We start from the raw sequence: 24,364 nt of genomic DNA, 5'->3' as shown, positions 1-24,364 counted from the left end.
TGGAGATAAATGTGAAACATGGTGTGAAGCTATTCGGATTAATGAGCTGGGTCCTGCTTGCTACAGGATGTGCAAACTTGTCCGCTGGCAACCTCTTCAGTCATTACAGCGACCAAAATAAACAAGTCTATCAGGCAGTGGTTGCGGGTGAATATGCCAAAGCTGAGCAACTGCAATCGAGTGATGTTGGTGGCGATATACTTGGCAACTTTGAGCAAGGTCGAATCTCGTTTCTTGCCCAAGATTACCCAAAAAGCCTGAGTTCACTTGAAGACAGCGATCGTGCAGTGCGTAAACAACAAGATCGCGCAACCATTTCTGTAACGGAAACGGCGACCAGTGTTGGGTCTCTTGCCGTTAACGACAACCTAAACGAATACCAACCTGCCGACTATGAACTCGGCTTTTTGCATTTGTACCTCGGTCTGAACTATCTACAAAAGAATGACCTTGAAGGTGCATTGGTTGAAATGCGTCGTGCAAACCAAGTGCAAGAAGCGGCAAAGAAAGCACGTGAAAAGGAACTAAAGCAGGCAGAGAAGGATCTTAAGAAGCAAGGTATGTCAGCGAACCTAGGTAGCGTGTTAGCCAACTACCCAGACGCAGGCAAGAAGCTTAGCTCAGTGCAAAACGGCTACTTGTTCTACCTTTCTGGTTTGCTTTATGAAGCGTCACGAGATTTGAACAGTGCGTACGTAGACTATCGTCGCGCGCTCGCTGTGATGCCAGATAATAAGCAAGTGATTGAAAGTACAATGTATGCCGCGAAAAAGCTCGGTATGCGTCAAGATCTTCGTATGCTTGAAAAACGTTACGGCAAAGCGCCTTCAGGACTGAGTAAGTCACAAGGTCGCGTGATCGTGATAGACGAACAAGGCGTGGTGGAAGCGCTGCAAGGTTGGCGCATTGACTTGCCGATTTATGATAGCCGAGGCGACGGTGCGATTTATTCGCTTGCGCTGCCTTACTACCCGAAACGTGGAACACAGCGTTTTGGAGATGTTGCGCTAAATGGCAACAAGCTACCTTCAAGCACATTGGCCGATGTGAACGCGATGGCGCAAAACGATTTGCACGAACGTTTGACTACGATTGTGATTCGCCAAGCGATTCGTGTTTGGGCAAAAGACAGAATCCGAAAAGAAGCGGCAAAAGGCGATGATGTCGGCAACATTCTTTTCAATGTGTGGAATACATTAACCGAACAACCTGATACCAGAAGTTGGCAGACGCTACCAGGTACGGTGAAAACGGCTTCGAAAGTCGTGAAACCGGGGCAGCAAAGCTTAAACGTTGGCGATCAGGTGTATCAATTCGAAGTGCCAGCACAGCAAACAACGTTGGTTTGGGTATCTCGTCAGGGATCGCATTCCACAGTTTGGCATAAACAACTAGGGAGGTTGTAATGAGAGCATGGCTTATTGGCTTGGCAGTGATCATTGGTTTAGCGGGTTGTGCTGACAACACCGCTGGTATCCGAATCGATGGCCAAACCCAAAAGGTTTTCTTCCACGATAACGTCATGGGTAGTCGCCTGTTGGTAGACAACATTACCACGACTTATGTGGATGACCGTCCGCGTGGCGTTGTGCAGTTGAGCAGTAACTATAAGGGTGACCAAGAGATCCTTTACCGCTTTTACTGGTACGACAATACTGGTCTTGAGGTGAATACCAAACCGGGTCCATGGCGCAAAATGATCGTGCGTGGATTTGAACAAGTGACTTTGTCTGAAGTGACGGTGAACCCTAACGGGACTCAATTCCGCGTACAAATTCGCGAAGCACAAGATAACTAACTCGTTTCGAGTAACACAATTTCGGCGGCTATGCTGCTTTGCCAAGGTGGAGACGCCTTGGGATGAAACACAAACTAAGGAACTCTCATGAAAAAAAGTATTATTGCTCTTTTAGGTCTTGCCGTCATTCTGGGTGGTTGTTCAAACAAAGTCTCTTACGGTGATGCGCAAGCGACAGAAACCACAACGATCGACTTTGGCTCGACGGATCTACAAAAAATTGCTGGCGAAATGGTAGACAGCATGATGATGTCAGGTTCAGTGGCAGCAATTACTCGTGACCAACGTCCTATCGTGTTTGTTGAGCGCATCAAGAACAAGACAAGCGAACACATCGATACGGAGTCTATCACTGACACTATTTCTACTAAGATGCTGAACTCTGGTAAGTTCCGTTTCGTAGACATGGATCGTGTTGAGTCTGTTCGTGAGCAACTTAACTTCCAAAACACTGATGAGCTAGTAAACCAAAGCACGGCAATCCAATTCGGTAAAATGGTCGGTGCGCAATACATGCTTTACGGTAACCTTTCTAGCATCGTGAAAAACGCAGGTAGTGACAAAGACGTTTACTACAAGATGACTATGCGCCTAATGGACCTAGAAACGGGTCTGATCGAATGGGCGGATGAAACGGAAATCCGTAAAGAACAATCTAAGAGCCTATTTGGTCTTTAATTGATTCAGTTTGGTCTTATGACCTAAGTGGAGAAGACATTCATGGCGTGGTTTTCTTGGCAACAAGCGAAACAATTAGACCCGAGTTTAAATGCGCTTGATGGCTTCTTTGCATCACCGCCGGTGAAGGTTCAAACCGTCACTGGCGGGCTTACCAATCGCTGCTGGCGGTTGGAATCCTCAGAAGGTCTTGCTTACGTCTGGCGACCAACCAGTAACGTGTGCAAGGCCTTTGCTATTTCTCGTCACAACGAATATCAAGTGCTCAACGCGATTGCCCCTCTCAACCTAGGTCCAAAGCCCGTCTTTGTACATGAGCAAGGTTTGTTAGTGGAGTGGGTGCCGGGTGAAACGCTGACGAAGCCAGGTATTGATATTGAAGAGCTATTGCCGATTGCTGCTAGGGTTCATGAATATCCTGCAACGGCGGTTCCTTTAGTTCCGTTCTCGTATCTTTCGCGCATCGATCATTATTGGTTGGAACTGGCTGGTCAGTATGTCGGCACTGAGTACGAAGCGCTTTATCAAAAGTGGCGTTCTGAGCCAAGCGTGGCGCAAGTCCCTGCAGCGCTGTGTCATTTTGATCTTGGGTGTTACAACTTAGTTCGTGGCGAGGAGGGCGTGAAAGTGATCGATTGGGAGTACGCTGGCTTAGCGGACCCAAGGCTCGACTTGACGCTGATTCTGCAACTCGCCGATGTGCCTATTGAACTGGGTGTAGAACAATATTGCCAGATTCGTGGTATTGAAGACGTCGCTTTATGGTTGGAAGGCGTGCGAGCGTGGATGCCAAGAACTCGAATGATGGCGATGCTTTGGTATTTATTGGCCTACAAATTGTGGGATGATGAACAATACTTAGACAGTGCTCGTGAGTTTAAAGACTTATTATGTATGGAAGATCACTGTTTTGATAACTCATGACTTTTTCCTCTTTAACCATAAAGAAATAGTGGTAGTTTAAAGTGAAGTACCAGCAAGTCACAGGGAGAGGTACACATGATTATTTACTTGCACGGCTTTGATAGTACAAGCCCGGGTAACCACGAAAAAGTTCTTCAATTGCAATTCATCGATGATGACATTCGTTTCATCAACTACAGTACACTTCATCCTAAGCATGACATGCAGCACTTATTGAAAGAAGTGTCTAAGGTCATTGACCAAGCGGACGACCCAAACCCACTGATTTGTGGTGTTGGCCTTGGCGCATACTGGTCAGAGCGAATCGGTTTTCTTTGCGGCATTAAGCAAGTGATGTTCAACCCGAACTTGCATCCAGAGAAGACGATGGCAGGGCGTATTGACCGTCCTGAAGAGTACGAAGATATTGCGACCAAATGTGTGGAGCAATTCCGTGCGAAAAACAAAGAGCGCTGTTTGGTGATTTTGTCGAAAGAAGATGAAATCCACGACAACTCAAAAACCGCAGCAGAACTGGATAAACACTACGAAATCATTTGGGATGAAACCCAAACCCATAAGTTCAAGAAGATCTCTCATCATCTGCAAGCGATGAAGGCATTCAAAAGCGCCTAATTGGTTTTAGAGCGAACAAACTTATTTTGTTTAAACAGCACTTTTCGAAGTGCTGTTTTCGTTTCTACTAGTGCTCAAACGAGCGGCACTGATTCCGCAAGATTTTACATTTTGTATCGATTTATTGGCTTGATTTATCGATTTAACCTTTTGTGGCACGAAAACGTTACCGTCAAACAGACGAAAATTAGCCAATCCGTATCTCGAGTAAGGATTTTTGTTGCCATCAAAAGATTGCCCTATATACTGAACTCAGTAAAAATAATTTGATAAATATCAAAAAAAATTGAGAGCGAGTAAGAAACTTGCCCATTTTTTGTCTGAGATCGTGTATTTCAGATCAAGAAACCGATGCACATCAATAAGCTAATAAGAATAAGAAAAAAATAAGATGGTATCGGTGTTTATCCAAAAGTGAGCTCACCTCTAGAGACCAAAGAATTCATCGGTTGGATGTATGACCGCAGATTACTGTGAGTCAGCATCGAGCTGAACCCATATATTCATTTTTGTAGAGGATAACATTGTGACACGCATTATCGTTGTAGGCGGCGGTGCTGGTGGCCTTGAGTTGGCAACCAAACTGGGCCGCACTCTGGGTCGTAAGAACCGTGCGCAAATTACACTGGTAGATCGTAAAGCGAGCCACTTGTGGAAACCGCTATTGCACGAAGTAGCAACAGGTTCATTGGATGAAGGTGTGGATGCACTGAGCTACCGTGCTCATGCGAAAAACCACAGCTTTGACTTCCAAATGGGCAGCCTTCAAGACATCGACCGTGAGCGTAAAGTGATCATTCTTAGTGAGCTTAAAGACGATCACGGCGAACTTCTTATGCCAAGCCGCGAACTAGAATACGACATTCTAGTGATGGCAATTGGTTCTACATCTAACGACTTCAACACTCCTGGTGTTCGTGACAACTGTATCTTCCTAGATAGCCCAGAACAAGCACACCGCTTCCGTAGTGAAATGAACAACGAGTTCCTAAAGCTACACGCGAAAAACGGTAATGGCACAGTCGATATCGCTATTGTTGGTGCGGGTGCAACGGGTGTTGAGCTATCTGCTGAACTTCACAACGCAGTGAAAGAGTTACGTACATACGGTTTTGGCGACCTAGATTCTAGCAAGCTAAATGTAAACCTTGTTGAAGCGGGTGAGCGTATTCTTCCTGCACTTCCACCACGTATCTCTTCTGCGGCGCACCAAGAGTTGGTTAAGCTGGGTGTAAATGTACGCACTGCGACGATGGTGACACAAGCTGATAAAGATGGTCTGACAACGAAAGACGGCGAGAAGATCCCTGCTCAAATCATGGTATGGGCAGCGGGCATCAAAGCTCCAGATTTCATCAAAGACATCGCGGGCCTAGAAACGAACCGTATCAACCAGCTTGTTGTGAAAAATACACTACAAACCACTCGTGATGACGACATCTTTGTTATCGGTGATTTGGCTCAATGTACTCAACCAGATGGTTCATTTGTACCGCCACGTGCTCAAGCTGCACACCAAATGGCGAGCCAAGCGTTCACTAACATCGTTGCTAAGCTTAACGGTCGTGAGCTAAAAGAGTACGAATACAAAGACCACGGTTCTTTGGTTTCTCTAAGCCGCTTCTCTACAGTAGGTAGCTTGATGGGTAACCTAACTAAAGGTTCCATGATGGTTGAAGGTCGTATTGCTCGCGTGGTTTACATCTCGCTATACCGCATGCACCAAATGGCGCTGCACGGTGTGATTAAGACTGGCCTAATGATGTTGGTTGGCCGTATCAACCGCGTACTGCGTCCAAACTTGAAGCTGCACTAATTTGAAGATTGGGCTCTGTGTCGAATGTTCGATGAAAGAACCCAATGATAAATAAAACAAAAGCCACCGCATGTCGGTGGCTTTTTTCATTCTAAGTCGCTAGGAAGCAGCGAATACACTACGCCGTCTTTTGGTTTTCCGTGAAAGATAAAGCGATTTCTCGCAATGGTTTCTTTTTTGGCTCCAACCGACTCAATTAACGCCTGACTTGCTATGTTGTCTAAATCGCAGACGATCTCTACACGCGTTAAATTCAGTTTTGCAAAGCAGAACTCTGCAAGTGCTCTAATTGCCTCTTGAGCATAACCATTGCGCTGATAGCGATCAGCAATCCAATAACCAATGCTCGCCATGTTGAAGGTGTGGTAAAGCTCATTCACGGCGGCCATTCCAACGAGGTTATTGTGTTCTCGTTCATAAATCCCAAAGCCGAAAGCTTCGGTTTTTACCCAGTTTAAGCGGGTTGCCAATAGAAAATCTTGAGCATCTTTTAGAGAGACGTCCTCGTTACACCAATCTAACCATTGGTGTAGGGAAGGGGATTCAACAAGTAAACGTTGCAATGAGTGTGCTTGCTCTGATGGAATCAGTTTGAGCGCTAAGCGTGGTGTTATGATTTCAAAATCTGGTGCCATGAATCGATACAACTTCCATGTGAGATTCTAGATAAAACAAAGCGCAGCCAGTGCTGCGCTTTTGTGTTTAATTCGTGACTTATTGAACGCGACGAACTTGAATGATCATCCCCATTAGTGGGTTGTCTAAGTAGTGCGTTTCACTACTGCGCATACGGCGCTTTTGATCCATTCGGAAGCTCTTCAAGAACTTCTCTTCGGTCACTGTTGGCGACACTTCTGCCAAGTTGCCGACTTGTACATTACCGTCTACTTCACCCAACTCATTGGTCAGCTGATCAGATGGCTGTGATTCGATGTGGATTTCACGAACACTCGGTTCACGTAAATCCATTGTCGTCTCTGCGAACAAGTAGTGCTGGACGTAAATTTGTAGCTTGCCGTCTAGCTCATAGAGTGGACCGCTCACGTTCTCTTCGCTGTAACCATCGCTTGTTAGCGAAGAGCTACTACCGATTGGGCTACCATCAGCATTGTAAGAGCCTGAGAAATCACGACCACCAACGATGCGGAAAATAGGAGCGCTTGCTTTACCTCGGTCACCTTGACGCCATGCCACGTGCTTAAGCACTTTGAAACCAGCATGATTATTTAATGCGGATTCTTGGGCGTTCAAACGGAAAGAAGAACGTGGTAGTAAGGTTACACCTTTTGAACGGCGGTAAGATTCGCTGTCTAAACTGCCGACATTGCTCATTTCGATCTTTGGCAGTTCATTTGGCCATGATTCACTGGTGCTTTCAGCGTCGACTGCTCGCTTGAAAATAATTACTTCAATATCAAATTGACGCGCAGCCCAAGATGGCATTGAGACACAAAGAAGTAATAATGGGATCAGTATTCTCATTCGACTATTAGCTCGTTGGTAATAAATTCTGTTTAAAATCATTCAGTAAGTCTTGAACAAACTGAATGCGTTTACGTCGGTCCGTTAATGGTACGCTAAACTTGAACTTAGTTGGACCTTCCATTGCAAATTTTTGCGGCTGTGATTGCAGGAGTTTAACCAAATACGCTGGGTTTATGTCAGCATCAGGGTAAAACTCAATGAATCCGCCCTTGTCATGCGCCTCAATCTTCTTCGCTTTGAGACTTCCTGCCCCAATTTTCAGCTCTGAGACAGATAGGAGATTCTTCGTTGCATCGGGTAACAGACCAAATCGGTCAATCAGTTCAACCTTGAGCTCGGATAAGCCCTCATTGTCGCTCACACTCGCAATACGTTTGTACATCGATAAACGCGTGTTCACATCCGGAATGTAATCATCCGGGAGTAGAGCAGGAATGCGCATCTCAATTTCGGTTTGCTCGCGAAGTAGATCATCCAATGATGGCTCTTTACCTTCTTTCAATGCTTCAACCGCTTGTTCAAGCATCTCCATATACAGTGTAAAACCAACCGATTGAATTTGACCACTTTGTTCGTCACCTAATAGCTCACCCGCACCACGAATTTCGAGGTCGTGCGTTGCAAGGGTGAAGCCTGCGCCCAGATCTTCCAGAGAGGCAATCGCATCAAGACGCTTAATGGCATCTTTTGTTATCGCTTTAGGATGTGGCGTTAACAAGTAAGCGTATGCTTGGTGATGAGAACGACCAACACGGCCACGTAATTGGTGCAGCTGTGCAAGACCAAGGTTATCTGCTCGGTCCATAATAATGGTGTTGGCGGTCGGAACGTCGATACCGGTTTCTATGATGGTGGTACACACCAAAAGGTTAAAACGCTGATGATAGAAGTCATTCATGATGCGTTCTAGTTCGCGCTCACGCATCTGGCCATGGGCTACGGTAACACGCGCTTCTGGGATGAGCTTTTGCAGATCTTCGGCTGTTTTCTCGATGGTTTCGACTTGGTTGTGCAGGAAGTAAACCTGACCACCACGCATGATTTCACGCAGTGCTGCTTCACGAACCACGGAGTCTTCACGTTGACGCACAAATGTTTTGATTGCCAAACGGCGTGCTGGTGGAGTCGCGATGATCGACAAGTCGCGCATGCCACTCATTGCCATGTTCAACGTTCGCGGAATTGGTGTCGCGGTAAGCGTTAGGATGTCGACATCAGCACGCATCGCTTTCACTTTCTCTTTCTGGCGAACGCCAAAGCGATGCTCTTCATCGACGATTAATAAACCAAGGTCTTTGAATTTGATGTCGCTTGAGAGCAGTTTGTGAGTGCCTACTACGATGTCGACTTTGCCATCGGCAACATCTTGGAGAATCACTTTTTGTTCTTTTGCCGATTTAAAGCGAGAAAGCACTTCTACGCGGATTGGCAAGTTGGCAAAACGGTCACGGAAGTTTTCAAAGTGCTGTTGTGCAAGTAGGGTCGTCGGAACCAAGACCGCCACTTGCTTACTATTGTCTGTGGCAACAAATGCCGCGCGCATCGCAACTTCTGTTTTACCAAAGCCCACATCACCACACACAAGGCGGTCCATGGCTTTTGCTTGGCACATATCGGAAAGAACCGCATTGATGGCCATTGATTGGTCATCGGTTTCTTCAAACGGGAAAGTCGCTTTGAAGGTCGCGTATTGACCACGGTCTAGCTCAAACTTGTAGCCCGGTTTCAATTCTCGTTTCGCGTAAACATCCAGAAGTTCAGCGGCAACATCACGAACTTTTTCTGCAGCTTTACGACGAGCTTTCGCCCATGCTTCACCACCCAGTTTATGCAGCGGCGCGCTTTCTTCAGCTCCGCCAGAGTAGCGGCTAATCAAGTTCAATGAAGATACGGGTACGTAAAGCTTGGCATCATTTTGATACTCAAGTGTTACGTATTCCGTTTTCATACCGCCAGCTTCAAGCGTTTGCAAACCAATGTAGCGGCCGATACCGTGATCAATGTGGACAACAGGCTGACCCGGTTTAAGCTCCGCTAGGTGACGAATAACTGTGTCACTGTTAACGGTCTTCTTGTCTTTACGGCGGCGTTGGATAACGCGATCGCCCAACAAGTCGCTTTCGCAAACCAGTGCAAAGTTGAGCTCATCATGGATAAAGCCGTGTTCTGCGGCACCTAGAATCAAGCTGAAGCGATCATCAGAATCAAGCGCTTGATAGAGTGAACCATGTACGACAGGGCGAACTTTGATGCCTTGGAGAAGCTCGGTTAGCGCTTCACGGCGACCTTCCGACTCGACTGAGAAGACGATTTTGCCTGCGAACTGCTCACTGAATTGACGTAAACGTGCCAGTGGCTCTTTGTTCTGCTGTTGAACGCCGAGTTCTGCAAGAGATTGCACCGCAAGGTTTTGGCGACCTGCGCGCTTGACGATTTTCTCTAAGCTTAACTGTGCTTGTGGCAGTTGTTTAAACTGAGCAAAGAGTTCGTCTTTCTTGAGCCACAACTCGTGTGGCGCCAATAGCGGACGCAGTGGATCGATTTTCTTTTGATCATAGCGGTAGTCGACGTCATTTAAGAAGGTATCAACCGCAGCTTCAATATCACCAACGATGATCAGTTGCGAGTCTTCAGGTAAATAGTCAAATAACGTTTCTGTATGATCGAAGAACAGCGGTTGCCAGTACTCGATACCTGCCGGCCACGTGCCTTTGGTGACTTGCATGTAAATTGATTCAGGTTCGCGTCGCGCTTCGAACTGAGAGCGCCAACGAGTCCGAAAATCTTCAATCGCCGCTTTTGTGGTCGGGAACTCGTGAGCTGGCAATAACTGGATTTGCTGAATGTCTTCGATAGAACGTTGGTTCTCTGGATCGAACGTTCGGATCGTGTCGATCTCATCATCGAAGAAATCAATACGGTATGGATCCGAGCTGCCCATCGGGAACAAATCAAGGATTGAACCACGGCTTGCGTACTCACCGGGGCCAAACACTTGATCGACATGGCGGTAACCTGAGTTTTCAAGTTGAACGCGAAGCTTCTCTAGCGAGAACTGATCGCCCGTTTTCACCATCAAGGTGTGTTGCAACAAGAAGTCACGTGGAGACTGGCGCTGTAATACGGTGCTTACTGGCACAATCGTTACGCCACCGGCTTGGTTTGGTAGCTGATATAAACGCGCAATACGGTCTGAGATGATTTCTTGGTGCGGAGAGAAGTTATCGTAAGGCAGCGTTTCCCAATCAGGGAATAGGCTGACCGATTGATCAGTAAACTGCTCTATTTCTGCTTGGAGCTTAAGCGCCATTTGCGGATCTGGAACCACAAGCAGAGAGTGGCTTGAATGCTGTTTCGCCAGTTCTGCAATCGCCATTGGCAATGCGGCACCAGGTAGGTTGCCAAGCTGTTTTTTGTCGCCACGCTCAGACGGATTCGTGACGGAGAGAATCGTTGCTTTTGTCATGGTAATTATTTGTTATCTCGCTCTAGTGAGCGCTGACGGAGTAATTTTTGCTGTTGGTATAGCGCGGCTTTGATTAATAAATCTTGGTCAGCTTCCCTAAGTAATTTGTACTTAAGTGTGATCACATAGCCTTGCTCGGCAGATTCGCATTCTACTACCTGAGCGTAGCAGTAAATTGCTGCAGCTGGATGATCTAAGAAGAGTTTTACGCGAACCAGTTTTCCTGTTTCTACTTCTGAATCACTGCGATAGCTCAACTGACTAGCGCCGAATTGGGTCGTTTGAAAACGTAATTTGGCATCATCTTGTTGAGAAAGCATAAAACTCAGTAGCAGGTTTAATTTTGAGTTCTGTGTATCCAGCAAATAGATGACGTGTTTGAGCTCTTTGCTTTGCAGCTCTAGTCTTGCGTTATCAGCCAACATATCGAGGTGACTGAATTCACTCGCAACAATGAAAGGCGCTGGGATTTCTGATACAAAAGTCTCTTCATCTGGCAGAGCAAAGCCCGTCTCTAACGTTTCGACGTTGATCGTCAGATTGTGGTGTACGGTGAAGTATTCTTGCTCTGTCATAATTTGGTCCTTTTCTGCCAACGAGCGCTCTCATTTCATTGAAGAATGAGTAGGATAGGGCAATGATTATCGCTAATCAGTTTAAGTTATCAAGTTTACCTGTTTTTCTGGCTGAACTTTTTGCTGTAAATAGGGACTTATTGCATGTCGTTGACAAATTTGGCGATTATCTTGTCTTCTTCATAGTAAGAGTAAGGTAAGATAACGAATATTAATTAGCTAAGTAATAGCTCCATTATTAAAAAACCAGTTGGTTTGCCTTATATGTATCATCCTATCTCTCTGTTTATCGGCTTGAGGTATCTTCGGGGACGCTCCGGAGATAGGTTTAGTCGATTTGTTTCTTATATGTCGACAGCGGGTATCACGATCGGTGTGATGGCGTTAGTGACCGTACTTTCCGTTATGAATGGCTTTGAAGCCCAGCTTAAAGAACGGATTTTAGGTGTGCTTCCTCATGCGGTCGTTTCGCAACATGATGGTAAAACACCGATCAGTGAAAATGCCCCTCAGTTTATTCAAGATATGTCGACAAGCGCGAAACCGGAACCTATCGTTCGTGGTGAAACGGTGATCCAAAGCTCTGCTCAGCTGACGGCTGGCTACCTAATTGGTATCGAACCTAAATTGGGCGATCCTATCTCTAATCACCTTATTGCTGGCCGCTTATCGTCACTAAAAGCGGGTGAGTATAAAGTTTTTCTTGGTCACAGCTTAGCGCGCTCCCTGAAAGTTTCTATGGGTGACAAAGTGCGTTTGATGGTGACCAATGCCACTCAATTCACGCCTCTAGGACGTATTCCAAGCCAACGTAACTTTACTGTTGCGGGCATTTTTAATACCGGCTCTGATGTCGACGGTCAGCTTATGATCGTTAACATGACGGATGCTTCAAAGCTGATGCGTTTGCCGAAAGACACCGTCTCGGGTTGGCGCGTGTATTTCTCTGACCCGTTTATGGTGACTGAATTTGCAGATAAACCATTACCAGACGATTGGAAATGGAGTGATTGGCGTGAGCAACGTGGTGAACTTTTCCAAGCAGTAAAAATGGAAAAGAACATGATGGGCTTGATGCTTGGTCTGATTGTTGGCGTTGCGGCGTTTAACATCATTTCTGCTCTGATTATGGTGGTGATGGAGAAGCAATCAGAAGTCGCGATTCTCAAAACTCAAGGGATGAAGCAATCTCAAGTGATGGCGATTTTCATGGTGCAAGGCGCAAGTAGCGGTGTGATTGGCGCGATTGTTGGCGGTGCTGTCGGCGTGGCTTTATCGCTCAACCTCAATGCGATTTTGGAAGCTGCAGGCGTTGCATTGTTCAGCTTCGGTGGCCATCTGCCAATCGTGATTGATTCATTCCAAATTTTATTAGTGGTAGTGCTGGCGATTGCTCTGAGTCTAGCTGCAACTGTTTACCCGTCTTACCGAGCATCTTCTGTTAAACCTGCTGAGGCACTTCGCTATGAATAAGCTATTAGAATGTCGTGATATTCGTAAAGTCTACCGAGAAGGCTCGCTAGATACTGAAGTGCTGAAAGGCGTGAGTTTTGATATCGACAAAGGGGAATTGGTTTCTATTGTTGGTTCTTCAGGCTCAGGTAAAAGTACGTTACTTCATATTCTTGGCGCATTGGATGATGCGACCGAAGGTGAAGTCGATTTTCTAGGGCAGGACTTGTCGGCGTTAAGCTCGAATAAGCAAGCGGCTTTGCGTAATAAACACCTTGGTTTTGTGTATCAGTTTCACCATTTGCTGGCTGACTTCACTGCGGTAGAGAACGTGGCAATGCCTTTACTGATCGGCGGAACAAAGGTCTCTGAAGCGAAAGAAGCCGCACAAGCATTGTTGGAAAAAGTGGGTTTAGGCCATCGTATGGATCACCGCCCATCCGAACTGTCTGGTGGTGAGCGCCAACGTGTTGCTATTGCAAGAGCATTGGTGAATAAACCTGATCTGGTATTAGCAGATGAACCAACAGGTAACCTTGACCACAACACGGCACTGGCAATTTATGATTTGATGCGTGAGTTAAACCAAGAGTCGAATATTGCCTTTTTAGTCGTGACTCATGATAACGAGTTAGCGGCGAAAATGGACCGTCAAATGCATATGCAAGATGGCTTACTGGTGGATCGCTTTATCACTGAAACAGCGGTTGCGGAGGGCTAATTTTGTTTTCATCTTTAGCATTGATGATCGGTGGCCGTTTCAGTCGCGCTAAAAAGCGTAACAAGATGGTGTCGTTCATTTCACTTTCTTCAACCATCGGTATTGCTGTCGGCGTCGCAGTGATCATCATTGGCCTTTCTGCTATGAATGGTTTCGAGCGTGAGTTGCAATCGCGCGTGCTGTCGGTTATTCCGCACGGTGAATTGGAAGGGGTGAATGGCCCGCTGCACAATTACACCAAAACCATGAATCAAGCGCTAAACCACGAACACGTTGTTGCGGCAGCACCTTATGTTCGGTTTACGGGTTTGGCCGAAAAAGGCACCAAGTTAAAAGCGATAGAGGTTCGCGGTGTCGACCCTGCTTTTGAACAGGCCGTCTCGAGCATGTCTGAATTCATTGACCCTGAAGCTTGGCAAAACTTCTATCCAGGTCAAAAACAAGTGATTTTGGGTCGTGGTGTTGCGAACGAACTGAACGTCGATGTGGGTGACTACATTACGTTGATGATTCCACAAACAGGCAGCACCAATAAAGTTCAAGCACCGAAGCGTGTTCGCGTTAAGGTCGCAGGCTTTCTAACACTAAATGGTCAAATAGATCATTCGCTCGCTCTAGTCCCACTGAAGGATGCTCAAGCGTATGCGCGCTTGGGTGATGGCGTTACCGGGATTTCTCTCAAAACCGATGATGTGCTGAACGCCCCTTCGATTGTGAGAGAAGTAGGTAATCTGATTGATGTGTATGTGTATCTAAAAAGCTGGCAACAACAGTTTGGCTTTTTGTATCGCGATATCCAGCTAGTCCGCACGATTATGTACTTGGTAATGGTGCTAGTGATTGGTGTGGCGAGCTTCAATATTGTTTCGACGCTAATGATGGCGGTAAAAGACCGCGCCGCAGAAATCGCGATTCTTCGAACCATGGGTGCGAAAGATGGGCTGATTAAGCGCATTTTCGTTTGGCAAGGTGTGTTCTCAGGGGTATTCGGCAGTATTGCTGGCAGTATTGTCGGTGTGTTTGTCGCATTAAACTTAACACCAATTATCAAAGCCTTAGAGAGCTTGATAGGGCACCAGTTCTTGTCAGGGGACATTTACTTTGTCGACTTCTTGCCATCACAGCTGCATTGGCCAGATGTTGCTTTGGTATCAAGCACGGCGATTATTTTGAGTTTGCTTGCGACTTGGTACCCAGCTTCTAGAGCGGCGAAGCTTAATCCCGCTGCAGTTTTGAGCTCGAAATAACAAGCCAAATAAACGAAACACAAAAAATAAAGGACCGAATTTCGGTCCTTTATTTTTAAGTCTGTACTGGCTCAGTATTTTTCATACCTAGGCTACATCTTCTTTCATTTCAAACGTTAACTCTTTTCCAATCAACGCGCTGTAACCTGCCATTTTTTCAATAAGTACTTATCGTATTTTGCGTTTTTGCCAGCTTCTCACTACGGAATATCGCCAGAGTCCACGAATACCGAAGTAGCCAATGATTGCCGAAGCAACACCACAAATCGCGCAGCCTAACAAGAACGGAGGCCCAATGGTGTTCATTTGCTGCATGATGAATTCCCACGACAACTCAAAGTGGAAAGGTTGTGGTGGTACATGCATCACGAGTGCGCCAAGTTTGTACGCAAAGTAGAACAACACTGGCATGGTGATTGGGTTACTGATCCAAACAAGGGCAACAGAGAGAGGCAAGTTTACGCCAAGCATGATGGCAAGACCTGCAGCCATGATCATCTGACTCGGAAGCGGAACAAACGCCATAAACAGACCAACAGCAAAAGCACCAGATGCAGAGCGACGATTTAAACACCACAGATTCGGGTTGTATAAAACGTTGCCGAAGACCTTCAGTGCTTTTTGGCGTTTGATCATTTCATGATCTGGCATGAAGCGTTTAATCAGCTTTCTAGGCATAGGACGACATGACTCTCTTAGAAAAAAGTTTGACCTTGGCGTTATTTGTAGCAAGCGTTATCTCGTCTGCGTGGTGGCCGACGATGCCAGATTGGCGATGGTTGCTGCTGGGAATAATTGCCATTGGCTCGATAATCAAATTACGGCGCGGCTTATTGAGCATAGGCGCAATTTGGGGCTTTATGGTTGTCATTATCCACGGCAATGTTATGGAGCATCAAAGACAAGCCCTGTTTCAAGCAGGGGTGAATATTACCATAAATGGTAAAGTTGACAGCCCTTTTACGCAAATAAGTCACGGATATGAAGGAATTGCGCAGATTGATCAGGTTAATTCTCAAAAGCTGTTACCTTTTCTTAAACCAAAAATCCGATTGATAACCGCATTCCCTCTGACTGTTAACAGCGAATTCACCACTCAAGTCTCGATTAAACCCATTTTGGGTCTGAATAATGAAGCTGGGTACGATGCAGAGAAACAAGCCGCTGGAAAAGGTATCGTTGCAAGAGCGGTAGTCATTTCTGATGCCACGTGGGTAATTCGCACACAAACTTCTATTCGTCAGCAAATCATCGCGACCACCAATGAACATATCTCAGAGCTTGAACATTTTCCTTTGATCAGTGCACTCGCCTTTAGTGACCGATCATTGCTTACTCAGTCCGATTGGGGGGCTTTGAGAGATAGCGGCTTACTGCATTTGGTCTCGATATCGGGTTTGCACATAGGCATGGCTTTTGCGTTTGGAATGAGTGTCGGATTTGCTGTTAGGTATGGGCTGCTCAGTTACGCATTCATTCCGCCATTATTTGGACTTATCACTGCTCTTGCTTATGCATGGTTAGCCAACTTCTCTTTACCTACCACTCGTGCGTTTTCTGTCTGCGCCATTTACTTGTTGCTGAAATTTAGCTTGGTTTATTGGAGCCCATGGCGTGTGCTTCTACTTGCGGTTTCAATACAGCTTTGCTTAGAGCCGTTTGCACCTCTGAATATAAGCTTTTGGTTGTCTTACCTTTCTGTTGTCGCGGTATTGTTAGCCGTTAATGTCGTACAACAGGCTCAAGGCCATTGGATTGCTAAGTTAACAGCACTACTGAAAGTACAGTTAGTACTTACTATGTTGATTATTCCCATCAGTGGTGTGTTTTTCTCAGGGACCAGTTTGTCCTCCATCGTTTATAACCTTATTTTTATTCCTTGGTTTGGTTTCATTGTCGTCCCTTTGATGTTTATTGCGCTCATTGCTACTCCTTTGTCTGACGATATCGCTTCTCTGCTGTGGCAATGTTTAGATGGGGTGCTTTGGCCTCTTAGTTGGTCATTGCAGTTCGCTGAAGGCAGCTGGTATTCCATGAGTCTTGAGATGACGTTACTGGTTATTGCGATAACTTGTGCTTTCATCGGGGCAAGATTTCTAACCGAAGGCGTGATGGTTATTTTGCTGCTTGTTATTGTTTCTGTCGCTTTATTTCATGAACGTCAATTTGGACGTTGGCGTATTGATGTGTTGGATGTAGGGCATGGTCTGGCCGTTTTGATAGAGAAGGAGGGGGAGGTTCTTCTTTATGATACTGGGAAAGCGTGGAACACGGGCAGTATCGCTCAACAGGTTGTTTCGCCCGTTTTGCATCGCAGAGGCTTTCGTTCCATCGATGTATTGATTGTGAGTCATGCAGACTCAGACCACGCTGGTGGTCGAGACTACATAGAGCAACATTTTTCGCCAAAAACAAAATTCAGCAGTCAGCAGTACTTTGGTTACCAACCATGTATTGCAGGAGAGAAATGGACTTGGCAGGCGCTTAAATTTGAAGTGTTGTGGCCGCCTAAGCAGGTAAACCGTGCTTACAATCCTCATTCGTGTGTTATTCGAGTCGTCGATACAGAATCTGATTTTAAACTGCTTCTGACGGGAGACATCGAAGCCATCAGCGAGTGGATATTAGTTCGTGAACCCGAAAAGCTAGAGAGTGATGTGATGCTTGTGCCTCATCATGGTAGCAAAAGTTCATCCAACCCTAAGTTTGTGAAAGCAGTTTCTCCCCAACTTGCCATCGCGTCTTTAGCTAAAGCCAATCAGTGGGGAATGCCTGCAGAAAAGGTTATTCATGCTTATGAGAAGGCAAACTCACACTGGTTGGATACAGGAACAAGCGGTCAAGTGTCGGTGTTCATAGAGCAAGACAATTGGCATTTTGAAACCAAACGTAGCGAGACAATTGAGCCTTGGTATAGGCAGATGCTGCGTAAGGGAGTAGAATAAGAGTCTTAATGTAAGAAAATAAAGCACTTCTATGTCGATAAATACTGATGAAACGACCTGGCAGACGTTTAAGCGTCTATGGCAATTTATTCGCCTTTATAAGTCGGGCATTATCGTTGCCGTCATTGCGTTAGTCATTAATGCACTTTCAGATACCTATATGATTTCTTTGCTAAAACCGCTTCTTGATGAAGGTTTTGGTAATGCGGAATCTGATTTTCTACGCACGCTTCCACTGATTGTTTTCGCCATGATGTTTATTCGTGGTGTGAGCGGATTTGTTTCCACATACTGTTTAAGTTGGGTATCCGGCAATGTGGTAATGCAAATTCGTCGAATGGTGTTCAACCACTTTATGCACATGCCTGTGTCTTACTTTGACAAAGAAAAAACAGGTAACTTGCTATCCCGTATTACTTACGATTCAGAACAAGTCTCTGCAGCGACCAGCCAAGCGTTGGTAAGCATTGTGCGTGAAGGTGCGAGCATCATCGGTCTCCTTGTGTTGATGTTCTACAACAGCTGGCAGCTTTCTTTGGTTCTATTTGCTGTTGCTCCGGTTGTTGCTTGGGGTATTGGTATCGTTTCTAAGCGATTCCGTAAGATCTCTAAGAACATGCAAACTATGATGGGCCATGTGACGGCGTCTGCTGAGCAAATGCTGAAAGGTCACAAAGTCGTACTAAGCTACGGCGGTCAAGATATTGAAGGCAAACGCTTCGAAAAAGTCAGCAACCAAATGCGTCAACAAAGCATGAAGTTGGTGACAGCTCAAGCTGCAGCAAACCCAATCATTCAAATGATCGCGTCTATCGCGATTGTTGTGGTGCTTTACCTAGCAAGTATCGACTCAATCAAAGATCAGTTAACTCCAGGTACATTTACCGTTGTGTTCTCTGCAATGTTTGGTTTGATGCGTCCGCTTAAAGCGCTGACCAACGTAACGTCACAATTCCAACGTGGTATGGCAGCAAGCCAAACCTTGTTTGCATTGGTAGATCTAGAGCCAGAGAAGAATGAAGGTAAGTTTACTGTAGATCGCGCAAATGGCGACGTTGCAGTGAAAGAAGTCAGCTTTACCTACGAAGGTGCAGAGAAACCAGCACTTGAGAACGTGAGCTTTGATATTCCACGCGGTAAGACGGTTGCTCTTGTTGGCCGTTCAGGTTCGGGTAAGAGTACCATTGCGAACTTATTCAACCGTTTCTACGATGTAAGCAGCGGTTCGATTACGCTTGATGGCCACGATATTCGCGATTACGAGCTGAAAAACTTACGCGAGCAGTTCGCGCTTGTTTCGCAAAACGTGCATTTGTTTAATGACACGATTGCAAACAACATTGCTTACGCAACAGAAGATCAATACACACGTGAAGACATAGAACGTGCCGCTAAACTTGCTCACGTCACTGAGTTCGTCAGCAAAATGGAAGACGGCCTTGATACGATGATTGGTGAGAATGGTGCGAGTTTATCTGGCGGTCAACGTCAACGTGTCGCCATTGCTCGTGCACTTCTTCGCGATGCCCCTGTTTTGGTCCTTGATGAAGCGACATCAGCTCTGGATACGGAATCTGAGCGTGCTATTCAATCGGCACTGGATGAACTGCAAAAAGATAAGACGGTACTAGTGATCGCTCACCGACTATCGACTATCGAGAATGCAGATGAAATTCTAGTGGTAGATGAAGGCTCTATCGTCGAACGTGGTAACCACGCTGAGCTGATTGCCAAGAAAGATGGCGCATACGCTCAACTTCATCGAATCCAGTTTGGTGCCTAAGAACTGTGGTTGAAAAAATCTGGTTCGAAAACCATCCTCTCAAATACCTGCTGTGGCCGCTTTTGTGGCCACTGAGTTTGTTGTTTGGTGCGATCAGTAAATCTAAGCGTCAACAATATCAATCAGGTAAAAAACAAGCTTACAAAGCGCCAGTGCCTGTAGTTGTGGTGGGTAATATCACGGCTGGGGGAAATGGTAAAACACCAGTTGTTGTGTGGCTGGTGGAGCAATTGCAACAGCTTGGTTTTAAACCGGGAGTGGTATCTCGAGGCTATGGTGCGAAAGCGCCGCACTATCCGCTTGTTTTGGATGACAATACACCGGCGAAACACTGTGGTGACGAGCCGAAGCTGATTTATCGCCGTACTGACGCGCCCGTCGCTGTAGATCCGGTTCGTGCCAATGCGGTGAAAGCATTGCTTGAAACTGGCGTTGACATCATTATTACTGACGATGGCCTCCAGCATTACGCTCTAGAGCGAGATATCGAGTTCGTTATCGTTGATGGTAATCGCCGCTTTGGCAATGAAAGCCTTATTCCACTTGGCCCGCTACGTGAAGGGGTAGAGCGTCTTGCTGAAGTCGACTTTATCATCACTAATGGTGGTCAAGCTCAGCAAGGCGAAATGCCAATGTCTTTAGCGCCATCAAAGGCGATAAACCTGAAGACAAAACAACAAATCGAGGTCAGTGAATTACGTGATCTCGTTGCGTTTGCGGGGATTGGGCATCCACCACGATTTTTTAATACACTTAACGCAATGAATGCGGATGTCAAAGTGACGAAAGGCTTTGCCGATCATCAAGACTTTGATCAGCAAGAATTACAAGCATTGGCTCAACAAGGAGCGAATGTGATTATGACAGAAAAGGATGCCGTCAAATGCGACAGTTATGCGCAAGACAATTGGTGGTATCTACCCGTTTCTGCTCAGTTTGAATCAAACGATGCAGAGCGAATTTTAAATCGAATTAAAGAGGTTAAAGCGACTTATGGATCACCGTCTGCTTGAGATTGTAGCTTGCCCTGTGTGCAAAGGTAAGCTGACGTACGACAAAGATAATCAAGAGTTGATCTGCAAACTGGATCGCCTTGCTTACCCAATCAAAGAGGGTATTCCTGTTCTGCTTGAGCCAGAAGCACGAACAATGAGCATGGACGAGGGACGCTAATGTCTTTTACGGTTGTCATTCCTGCGCGTTACGCGTCAAGCCGCTTACCGGGTAAACCGTTGGCAGACATTGGTGGTAAACCAATGATCCAATGGGTTTATGAGCAAGCTTTACAAGCGGGCGCTGAAGATGTGATTATCGCAACTGACGATGAGCGCGTATCGGCGGCGGCAGAGCAGTTTGGTGGCAAGGTCTGTATGACCTCGCCAAACCACGAATCTGGCACTGAGCGACTAGCAGAAGTGGTAGAAAAAATGGCAATCCCTGCAGACCACATCGTGGTGAACGTTCAGGGTGATGAACCATTGATTCCGCCGTCTATTATTCGCCAAGTCGCTGACAACCTAGCAGGTTGCGATGCGCCAATGGCAACACTTGCGGTTGAGATTGAATCGGAAGAGGAAGTCTTTAACCCGAATGCGGTGAAAGTGGTCGCGGACGAGCGTGGTTATGCCATGTACTTTAGTCGTGCAACGATTCCTTGGGATCGTGACAACTTTGCCAAGCAAGACAAAACCGTCGCGAATCCATTGATGCGTCACATCGGCATCTACGCTTACCGTGCTGGCTTCATCAATACTTATGTGAATTGGCAGCCAAGCGCACTTGAGCAAATCGAGTGTCTAGAGCAACTTCGTGTGCTTTGGTATGGTGAAAAAATTCATGTTGAAGTGGCAAAAGAAGCGCCAGCAGCAGGTGTGGATACACCAGAAGATTTAGAAGCAGTACGAGCCATTGTCGCTAGCCAAGCACAATAAGTGAGTATTGATTTTAGAATTAGAAAGGCTCCTCATTGAGGAGCCTTTTTGTATCTACGATAGCTCGGACGCTGTATCGGTTAGATATTGGTGTCGTACTGATTACGTTTCGGACAGGTTGAGAGAATTTCTCTGTGTCCGGTGTCTTTCACTTCTTCAAGAATCACATCAAAGCCCCATAGGCGGTAAACGTGTTTCAAGACTTCTTCATAACTGTTATCCAAAGGGATGCGATTATGAGGAACATACTGAAGCGTTAACGAACGATCGCCTCGCACATCCACGTTAAAGACTTGAATGTTCGGCTCTAGATTTGCCAAGTTATATTGCGCTGCTAAAGTTTCACGAATACGTCGGTAACCCATCTCATCATGAATCGCAGCTACTTCGACGAAGTTCTTACGATCATCATCGTTGATGGCAAACAACTTGAAATCACGCATTAGCTTCGGTGACAAGTATTGGCTAATAAAGCTCTCGTCTTTGAAGTTATGCATGGCAAAGTGAACCGCATCTAGCCAGTCTGTTCCTGCTAACTCAGGGAACCACTCTTTATCCTCATCGGTTGGCTCTTCACAGATACGTTTGATATCGCGGAACATCGCAAAGCCAAGCGCATACGGGTTAATGCCGCTAAAGTAAGGGCTGTTGTAAGGTGGTTGTGCAACCACGCTTGTGTGGCTGTGAAGAAACTCGAGAATGAATTTCTCAGACACTAACCCTTCATCGTAAAGGTGATTAAGGATGGTGTAGTGCCAGAAGGTTGCCCAGCCTTCGTTCATGACTTGAGTTTGCTTCTGTGGATAGAAGTATTGGCTTACCTTACGCACTATACGCACAATCTCGCGCTGCCATGGCTCAAGCAGAGGAGCATGTTTTTCAAAGAAGTAGAGCAGGTTCTCTTGTGGTTCGCTCGGGAAGCGCACTTTGATGTCTTCTTCTTTGGTTTTCGATTGTGGAACGGTTCGCCAAAGCTCATTTACTTGCGATTGCAGATAAGCTTCACGTTCTTCCTGACGGGCTTTCTCCTCATTGATGGAAATCTTCTCAGGGCGCTTGTAACGGTCCACGCCGAAGTTCATTAAAGCATGGCAAGAGTCGAGTAGTTGTTCGACTTCATGTACGCCATAACGCTCCTCACACTCAGCAATGTAGTTCTTCGCAAACAAGAGGTAGTCAATGATCGAGCTGGCGTCGGTCCAAGTTTGGAACAGATAATTGCCCTTGAAGAACGAGTTATGTCCATAACAGGCGTGAGCAATAACCAGCGCTTGCATGGTGATGGTGTTCTCTTCCATCAGGTAAGCGATACATGGGTTTGAGTTGATCACGATTTCGTAAGCCAAGCCCATTTGACCATGCTTATAGTTTTGCTCCGTTTGGATGAACTTTTTACCAAATGACCAGTGGTTGTAGTTGATGGGCATACCGATGCTTGAGTATGCATCCATCATTTGTTCTGAGGTAATGACCTCAATTTGGTTAGGGTAGGTGTCGAGACGATAATGCTCCGCCACACGCTTGATTTCTTTGTGGTAACGCTCCAGCAATTCAAATGTCCAATCTGGACCATCTGGAAGCATATTTTCTCTGCGCTTCTTCGAGGCTTCCCCCGAAAGGTTTGTCGTTGCGGTATTCATCGCTAGCCTCCTTACGCCGTTTCTTTTTGGAATAGTTCACGGAAGACTGGGAAGATATCCTCCACGGAGCGGATGTTTTTCATGGCGAAGTTTGGAAACGATTCGCTAAGTTTCTCATACTCGTGCCACAGTGTTTGATGTGAGCGACGCGTGATCTCAATGTATGAATAGTACTGGCAGTTAGGCAGTAGTTTATTGACGAGTAGCTCACGACAGCGAGGCGAGTCGTCAGCCCAGTTGTCACCATCGGATGCCTGTGCTGCGTAGATGTTCCATTGACCCACAGGGTAGCGGTCTTGGACGATTTCGTTCATCAACTTCAGCGCGCTCGAAACAATCGTGCCGCCCGTTTCTTGCGAATAGAAGAACTCATGTTCATCCACTTCTTTCGCTTGGGTATGGTGACGAATAAAGACCACTTCCACATTCTCGTAGGTACGCGTTAAGAACAGATAAAGCAGTACATAGAAGCGTTTTGCGATGTCTTTGGTGGCTTGGTCCATAGAACCAGATACATCCATCAGACAAAACATAACCGCTTGGCTTGAAGGCACTGGGCGCTTCTCATAGTTCTTGAAACGTAAGTCGAAAGTATCAATAAAGGGTACGCTTTCAATTTTCTTGCGTAGCTCTTCTATTTCCTTCTTGAGACGATTTTCTTCGAGCTGTTGAGCGGGCTCGATGTTTTTGATGCGAGTAAGTTCGTCCTCTAACTCGTTTAGAAGACGCTTCTTACCTGCTGTCATTGCGGTGCGTCGTGCCAAAGATTGCTGTAGCGAACGAACGACAGCAATGTTGGATGGAATACCCGCTGTTTGATAACCCGCACGGTGGGTTTTCCATTCTGTGATTTTGGCAATTTGGTTCTTCTCAAGATTCGGTAGCTCTAAATCTTCAAACAAGATATCGAGGTACTCATCTTTTGAAATTTGGAAAACGAACTCATCTTGGCCTTCACCGTCAGGGCTCGCATTGCCCTCACCAGCACCGCCACCTTGGCCGCCACCTTTCGGGCGTTCGATCTTATCACCAGTGATAAATTGGTCGTTGCCAGGGTGCACGCGGTCACGCACGCCCCCTTTACCCTGATGAAACATAGGTTCGTTGATGTCTTTGTGCGGTATAGCGACGTCTTCGCCCGTTTCCGTGTTCGTGATCGAGCGTCGATTCACTGCGTCAGCTACCGACTCTTTAATCTGCTCTTTATGGCGTTTCAAGAAGCGCTGTCGATTAACAGCGCTCTTGTTTTTGCCATTGAGCCTTCGGTCTATAAATTGCGCCATGAAAT

General features: G+C 46.2%; 21 protein-coding genes. 14 read left to right on the top strand and 7 right to left on the bottom strand.

Going from position 1 to position 24,364, the window contains the following annotated elements; genetic code table 11:
• Positions 1 to 11 precede the first annotated feature (11 nt).
• The 6 genes from ACLIIY_RS10105 to ACLIIY_RS10080 all read left to right on the top strand — a co-directional run bounded on the left by ACLIIY_RS10105 (position 12) and on the right by ACLIIY_RS10080 (position 5,831).
• On the top strand, positions 12 to 1,406 hold the full coding sequence (locus ACLIIY_RS10105) for a COG3014 family protein (protein WP_020195037.1): 1,395 nt from the start codon (positions 12 to 14) through the stop codon (positions 1,404 to 1,406).
• On the top strand, positions 1,406 to 1,798 hold the full coding sequence (locus tag ACLIIY_RS10100) for a YcfL family protein (RefSeq protein ID WP_005437509.1): 393 nt from the start codon (positions 1,406 to 1,408) through the stop codon (positions 1,796 to 1,798). Before ACLIIY_RS10105 ends, ACLIIY_RS10100 begins: the two co-directional genes overlap by 1 nt.
• A gap of 87 nt (positions 1,799 to 1,885) precedes the next feature.
• Positions 1,886 to 2,476, top strand: coding sequence for a penicillin-binding protein activator LpoB (gene lpoB / locus ACLIIY_RS10095; RefSeq protein WP_005431666.1), 591 nt, complete (start codon positions 1,886 to 1,888; stop codon positions 2,474 to 2,476).
• Between the two features lie 42 nt (positions 2,477 to 2,518).
• Positions 2,519 to 3,400: a thiamine kinase gene (gene thiK, locus ACLIIY_RS10090; RefSeq protein WP_122067897.1), complete on the top strand. Its 882-nt coding sequence runs from the start codon at positions 2,519 to 2,521 to the stop codon at positions 3,398 to 3,400.
• Between the two features lie 75 nt (positions 3,401 to 3,475).
• Positions 3,476 to 4,015, top strand: a complete 540-nt coding sequence (gene ycfP, locus ACLIIY_RS10085; protein WP_434527551.1) for an alpha/beta hydrolase YcfP — start codon at positions 3,476 to 3,478, stop codon at positions 4,013 to 4,015.
• Positions 4,016 to 4,541: 526 nt separating this feature from the next.
• A complete protein-coding gene (locus ACLIIY_RS10080; RefSeq protein WP_009707133.1) occupies positions 4,542 to 5,831 on the top strand; it encodes an NAD(P)/FAD-dependent oxidoreductase in 1,290 nt (429 codons plus the stop codon).
• 86 nt (positions 5,832 to 5,917) lie between these two features.
• Here ACLIIY_RS10080 and ACLIIY_RS10075 read toward each other — a convergent pair whose 3' ends face one another.
• The 4 genes from ACLIIY_RS10075 to ACLIIY_RS10060 form a co-directional block, all read right to left on the bottom strand.
• Positions 5,918 to 6,466 carry a GNAT family N-acetyltransferase gene (locus ACLIIY_RS10075; protein WP_434527550.1) on the bottom strand — a complete coding sequence of 183 codons (549 nt, stop codon included), beginning with the start codon at positions 6,464 to 6,466 and terminating at the stop codon, positions 5,918 to 5,920.
• Positions 6,467 to 6,545: 79 nt separating this feature from the next.
• Positions 6,546 to 7,313, bottom strand: a complete 768-nt coding sequence (locus ACLIIY_RS10070) for a peptidoglycan binding protein CsiV (protein WP_005437502.1) — start codon at positions 7,311 to 7,313, stop codon at positions 6,546 to 6,548.
• A 7-nt stretch (positions 7,314 to 7,320) separates the two neighbouring features.
• A complete protein-coding gene (gene mfd / locus ACLIIY_RS10065) occupies positions 7,321 to 10,782 on the bottom strand; it encodes a transcription-repair coupling factor (protein WP_434527549.1) in 3,462 nt (1,153 codons plus the stop codon).
• A gap of 5 nt (positions 10,783 to 10,787) precedes the next feature.
• A complete protein-coding gene (locus ACLIIY_RS10060; RefSeq protein ID WP_132697719.1) occupies positions 10,788 to 11,357 on the bottom strand; it encodes a PilZ domain-containing protein in 570 nt (189 codons plus the stop codon).
• Between the two features lie 264 nt (positions 11,358 to 11,621).
• On the opposite strand from ACLIIY_RS10060, the gene lolC reads away from it, so the two are divergent.
• The 3 genes from lolC to lolE are packed head-to-tail and all read left to right on the top strand — an operon-like array spanning position 11,622 to position 14,777.
• Positions 11,622 to 12,830, top strand: coding sequence for a lipoprotein-releasing ABC transporter permease subunit LolC (gene lolC, locus ACLIIY_RS10055; RefSeq protein WP_434527548.1), 1,209 nt, complete (start codon positions 11,622 to 11,624; stop codon positions 12,828 to 12,830).
• Positions 12,823 to 13,530 carry a lipoprotein-releasing ABC transporter ATP-binding protein LolD gene (gene lolD, locus ACLIIY_RS10050; protein WP_005437497.1) on the top strand — a complete coding sequence of 236 codons (708 nt, stop codon included), beginning with the start codon at positions 12,823 to 12,825 and terminating at the stop codon, positions 13,528 to 13,530. Before lolC ends, lolD begins: the two co-directional genes overlap by 8 nt.
• Positions 13,531 to 13,532: 2 nt before the next feature.
• A complete protein-coding gene (lolE, locus tag ACLIIY_RS10045; protein WP_027726601.1) occupies positions 13,533 to 14,777 on the top strand; it encodes a lipoprotein-releasing ABC transporter permease subunit LolE in 1,245 nt (414 codons plus the stop codon).
• 168 nt (positions 14,778 to 14,945) lie between these two features.
• Here lolE and ACLIIY_RS10040 read toward each other — a convergent pair whose 3' ends face one another.
• Complete coding sequence (locus ACLIIY_RS10040) at positions 14,946 to 15,455, bottom strand: DUF2062 domain-containing protein (RefSeq protein WP_009707126.1); 510 nt, start codon at positions 15,453 to 15,455, stop codon at positions 14,946 to 14,948.
• Positions 15,456 to 15,463: 8 nt separating this feature from the next.
• Between ACLIIY_RS10040 and ACLIIY_RS10035 the strand changes: the two genes are divergently transcribed.
• Genes ACLIIY_RS10035 through kdsB form a run of 5 tightly spaced genes read left to right on the top strand, consistent with a single transcriptional unit; the run spans position 15,464 to position 21,436 of the window.
• Positions 15,464 to 17,722 carry a DNA internalization-related competence protein ComEC/Rec2 gene (locus ACLIIY_RS10035; protein WP_434527547.1) on the top strand — a complete coding sequence of 753 codons (2,259 nt, stop codon included), beginning with the start codon at positions 15,464 to 15,466 and terminating at the stop codon, positions 17,720 to 17,722.
• Between the two features lie 31 nt (positions 17,723 to 17,753).
• Positions 17,754 to 19,505 carry a lipid A ABC transporter ATP-binding protein/permease MsbA gene (gene msbA, locus ACLIIY_RS10030; RefSeq protein WP_270051751.1) on the top strand — a complete coding sequence of 584 codons (1,752 nt, stop codon included), beginning with the start codon at positions 17,754 to 17,756 and terminating at the stop codon, positions 19,503 to 19,505.
• A gap of 5 nt (positions 19,506 to 19,510) precedes the next feature.
• Complete coding sequence (gene lpxK / locus ACLIIY_RS10025; RefSeq protein WP_270051750.1) at positions 19,511 to 20,518, top strand: tetraacyldisaccharide 4'-kinase; 1,008 nt, start codon at positions 19,511 to 19,513, stop codon at positions 20,516 to 20,518.
• Positions 20,499 to 20,678: a Trm112 family protein gene (locus ACLIIY_RS10020; RefSeq protein ID WP_005378451.1), complete on the top strand. Its 180-nt coding sequence runs from the start codon at positions 20,499 to 20,501 to the stop codon at positions 20,676 to 20,678. Before lpxK ends, ACLIIY_RS10020 begins: the two co-directional genes overlap by 20 nt.
• On the top strand, positions 20,678 to 21,436 hold the full coding sequence (gene kdsB / locus ACLIIY_RS10015; RefSeq protein WP_009707121.1) for a 3-deoxy-manno-octulosonate cytidylyltransferase: 759 nt from the start codon (positions 20,678 to 20,680) through the stop codon (positions 21,434 to 21,436). Before ACLIIY_RS10020 ends, kdsB begins: the two co-directional genes overlap by 1 nt.
• Before the next feature lie 80 nt (positions 21,437 to 21,516).
• Here the strand turns inward: kdsB and ACLIIY_RS10010 are convergent, their stop codons facing one another.
• Entirely contained in the window at positions 21,517 to 23,076 is a 1,560-nt protein-coding gene (locus ACLIIY_RS10010; RefSeq protein ID WP_005437485.1) for a SpoVR family protein, read from the bottom strand.
• An 11-nt stretch (positions 23,077 to 23,087) separates the two neighbouring features.
• Complete coding sequence (locus ACLIIY_RS10005) at positions 23,088 to 24,359, bottom strand: YeaH/YhbH family protein (RefSeq protein ID WP_009707120.1); 1,272 nt, start codon at positions 24,357 to 24,359, stop codon at positions 23,088 to 23,090.
• Positions 24,360 to 24,364 lie beyond the last annotated feature (5 nt).

Origin of the sequence: Vibrio sp. K4, assembly GCF_051122595.1 — a bacterium.
Lineage (GTDB): Bacteria > Pseudomonadota > Gammaproteobacteria > Enterobacterales > Vibrionaceae > Vibrio > Vibrio owensii.
Note: the sequence above shows the minus strand (reverse complement) of the source record. Positions and strands in the feature narration are given on the sequence as shown.

What these genes read in the sequence shown, in the direction of transcription:
- ACLIIY_RS10100 (WP_005437509.1), top strand. Translation starts at nt 1,406, where the DNA reads ATGAGAGCATGGCTTATTGGCTTGGCAGTGATCATTGGTTTAGCGGGT.
- lpoB (WP_005431666.1), top strand. Translation starts at nt 1,886, where the DNA reads ATGAAAAAAAGTATTATTGCTCTTTTAGGTCTTGCCGTCATTCTGGGT.
- thiK (WP_122067897.1), top strand. Translation starts at nt 2,519, where the DNA reads ATGGCGTGGTTTTCTTGGCAACAAGCGAAACAATTAGACCCGAGTTTA.
- ycfP (WP_434527551.1), top strand. Translation starts at nt 3,476, where the DNA reads ATGATTATTTACTTGCACGGCTTTGATAGTACAAGCCCGGGTAACCAC.
- ACLIIY_RS10075 (WP_434527550.1), bottom strand. Translation starts at nt 6,466, where the DNA reads ATGGCACCAGATTTTGAAATCATAACACCACGCTTAGCGCTCAAACTG.
- ACLIIY_RS10070 (WP_005437502.1), bottom strand. Translation starts at nt 7,313, where the DNA reads ATGAGAATACTGATCCCATTATTACTTCTTTGTGTCTCAATGCCATCT.
- mfd (WP_434527549.1), bottom strand. Translation starts at nt 10,782, where the DNA reads ATGACAAAAGCAACGATTCTCTCCGTCACGAATCCGTCTGAGCGTGGC.
- ACLIIY_RS10060 (WP_132697719.1), bottom strand. Translation starts at nt 11,357, where the DNA reads ATGACAGAGCAAGAATACTTCACCGTACACCACAATCTGACGATCAAC.
- lolC (WP_434527548.1), top strand. Translation starts at nt 11,622, where the DNA reads ATGTATCATCCTATCTCTCTGTTTATCGGCTTGAGGTATCTTCGGGGA.
- lolD (WP_005437497.1), top strand. Translation starts at nt 12,823, where the DNA reads ATGAATAAGCTATTAGAATGTCGTGATATTCGTAAAGTCTACCGAGAA.
- ACLIIY_RS10040 (WP_009707126.1), bottom strand. Translation starts at nt 15,455, where the DNA reads ATGCCTAGAAAGCTGATTAAACGCTTCATGCCAGATCATGAAATGATC.
- ACLIIY_RS10035 (WP_434527547.1), top strand. Translation starts at nt 15,464, where the DNA reads ATGACTCTCTTAGAAAAAAGTTTGACCTTGGCGTTATTTGTAGCAAGC.
- msbA (WP_270051751.1), top strand. Translation starts at nt 17,754, where the DNA reads ATGTCGATAAATACTGATGAAACGACCTGGCAGACGTTTAAGCGTCTA.
- ACLIIY_RS10020 (WP_005378451.1), top strand. Translation starts at nt 20,499, where the DNA reads ATGGATCACCGTCTGCTTGAGATTGTAGCTTGCCCTGTGTGCAAAGGT.
- kdsB (WP_009707121.1), top strand. Translation starts at nt 20,678, where the DNA reads ATGTCTTTTACGGTTGTCATTCCTGCGCGTTACGCGTCAAGCCGCTTA.
- ACLIIY_RS10010 (WP_005437485.1), bottom strand. Translation starts at nt 23,076, where the DNA reads ATGAATACCGCAACGACAAACCTTTCGGGGGAAGCCTCGAAGAAGCGC.
- ACLIIY_RS10005 (WP_009707120.1), bottom strand. Translation starts at nt 24,359, where the DNA reads ATGGCGCAATTTATAGACCGAAGGCTCAATGGCAAAAACAAGAGCGCT.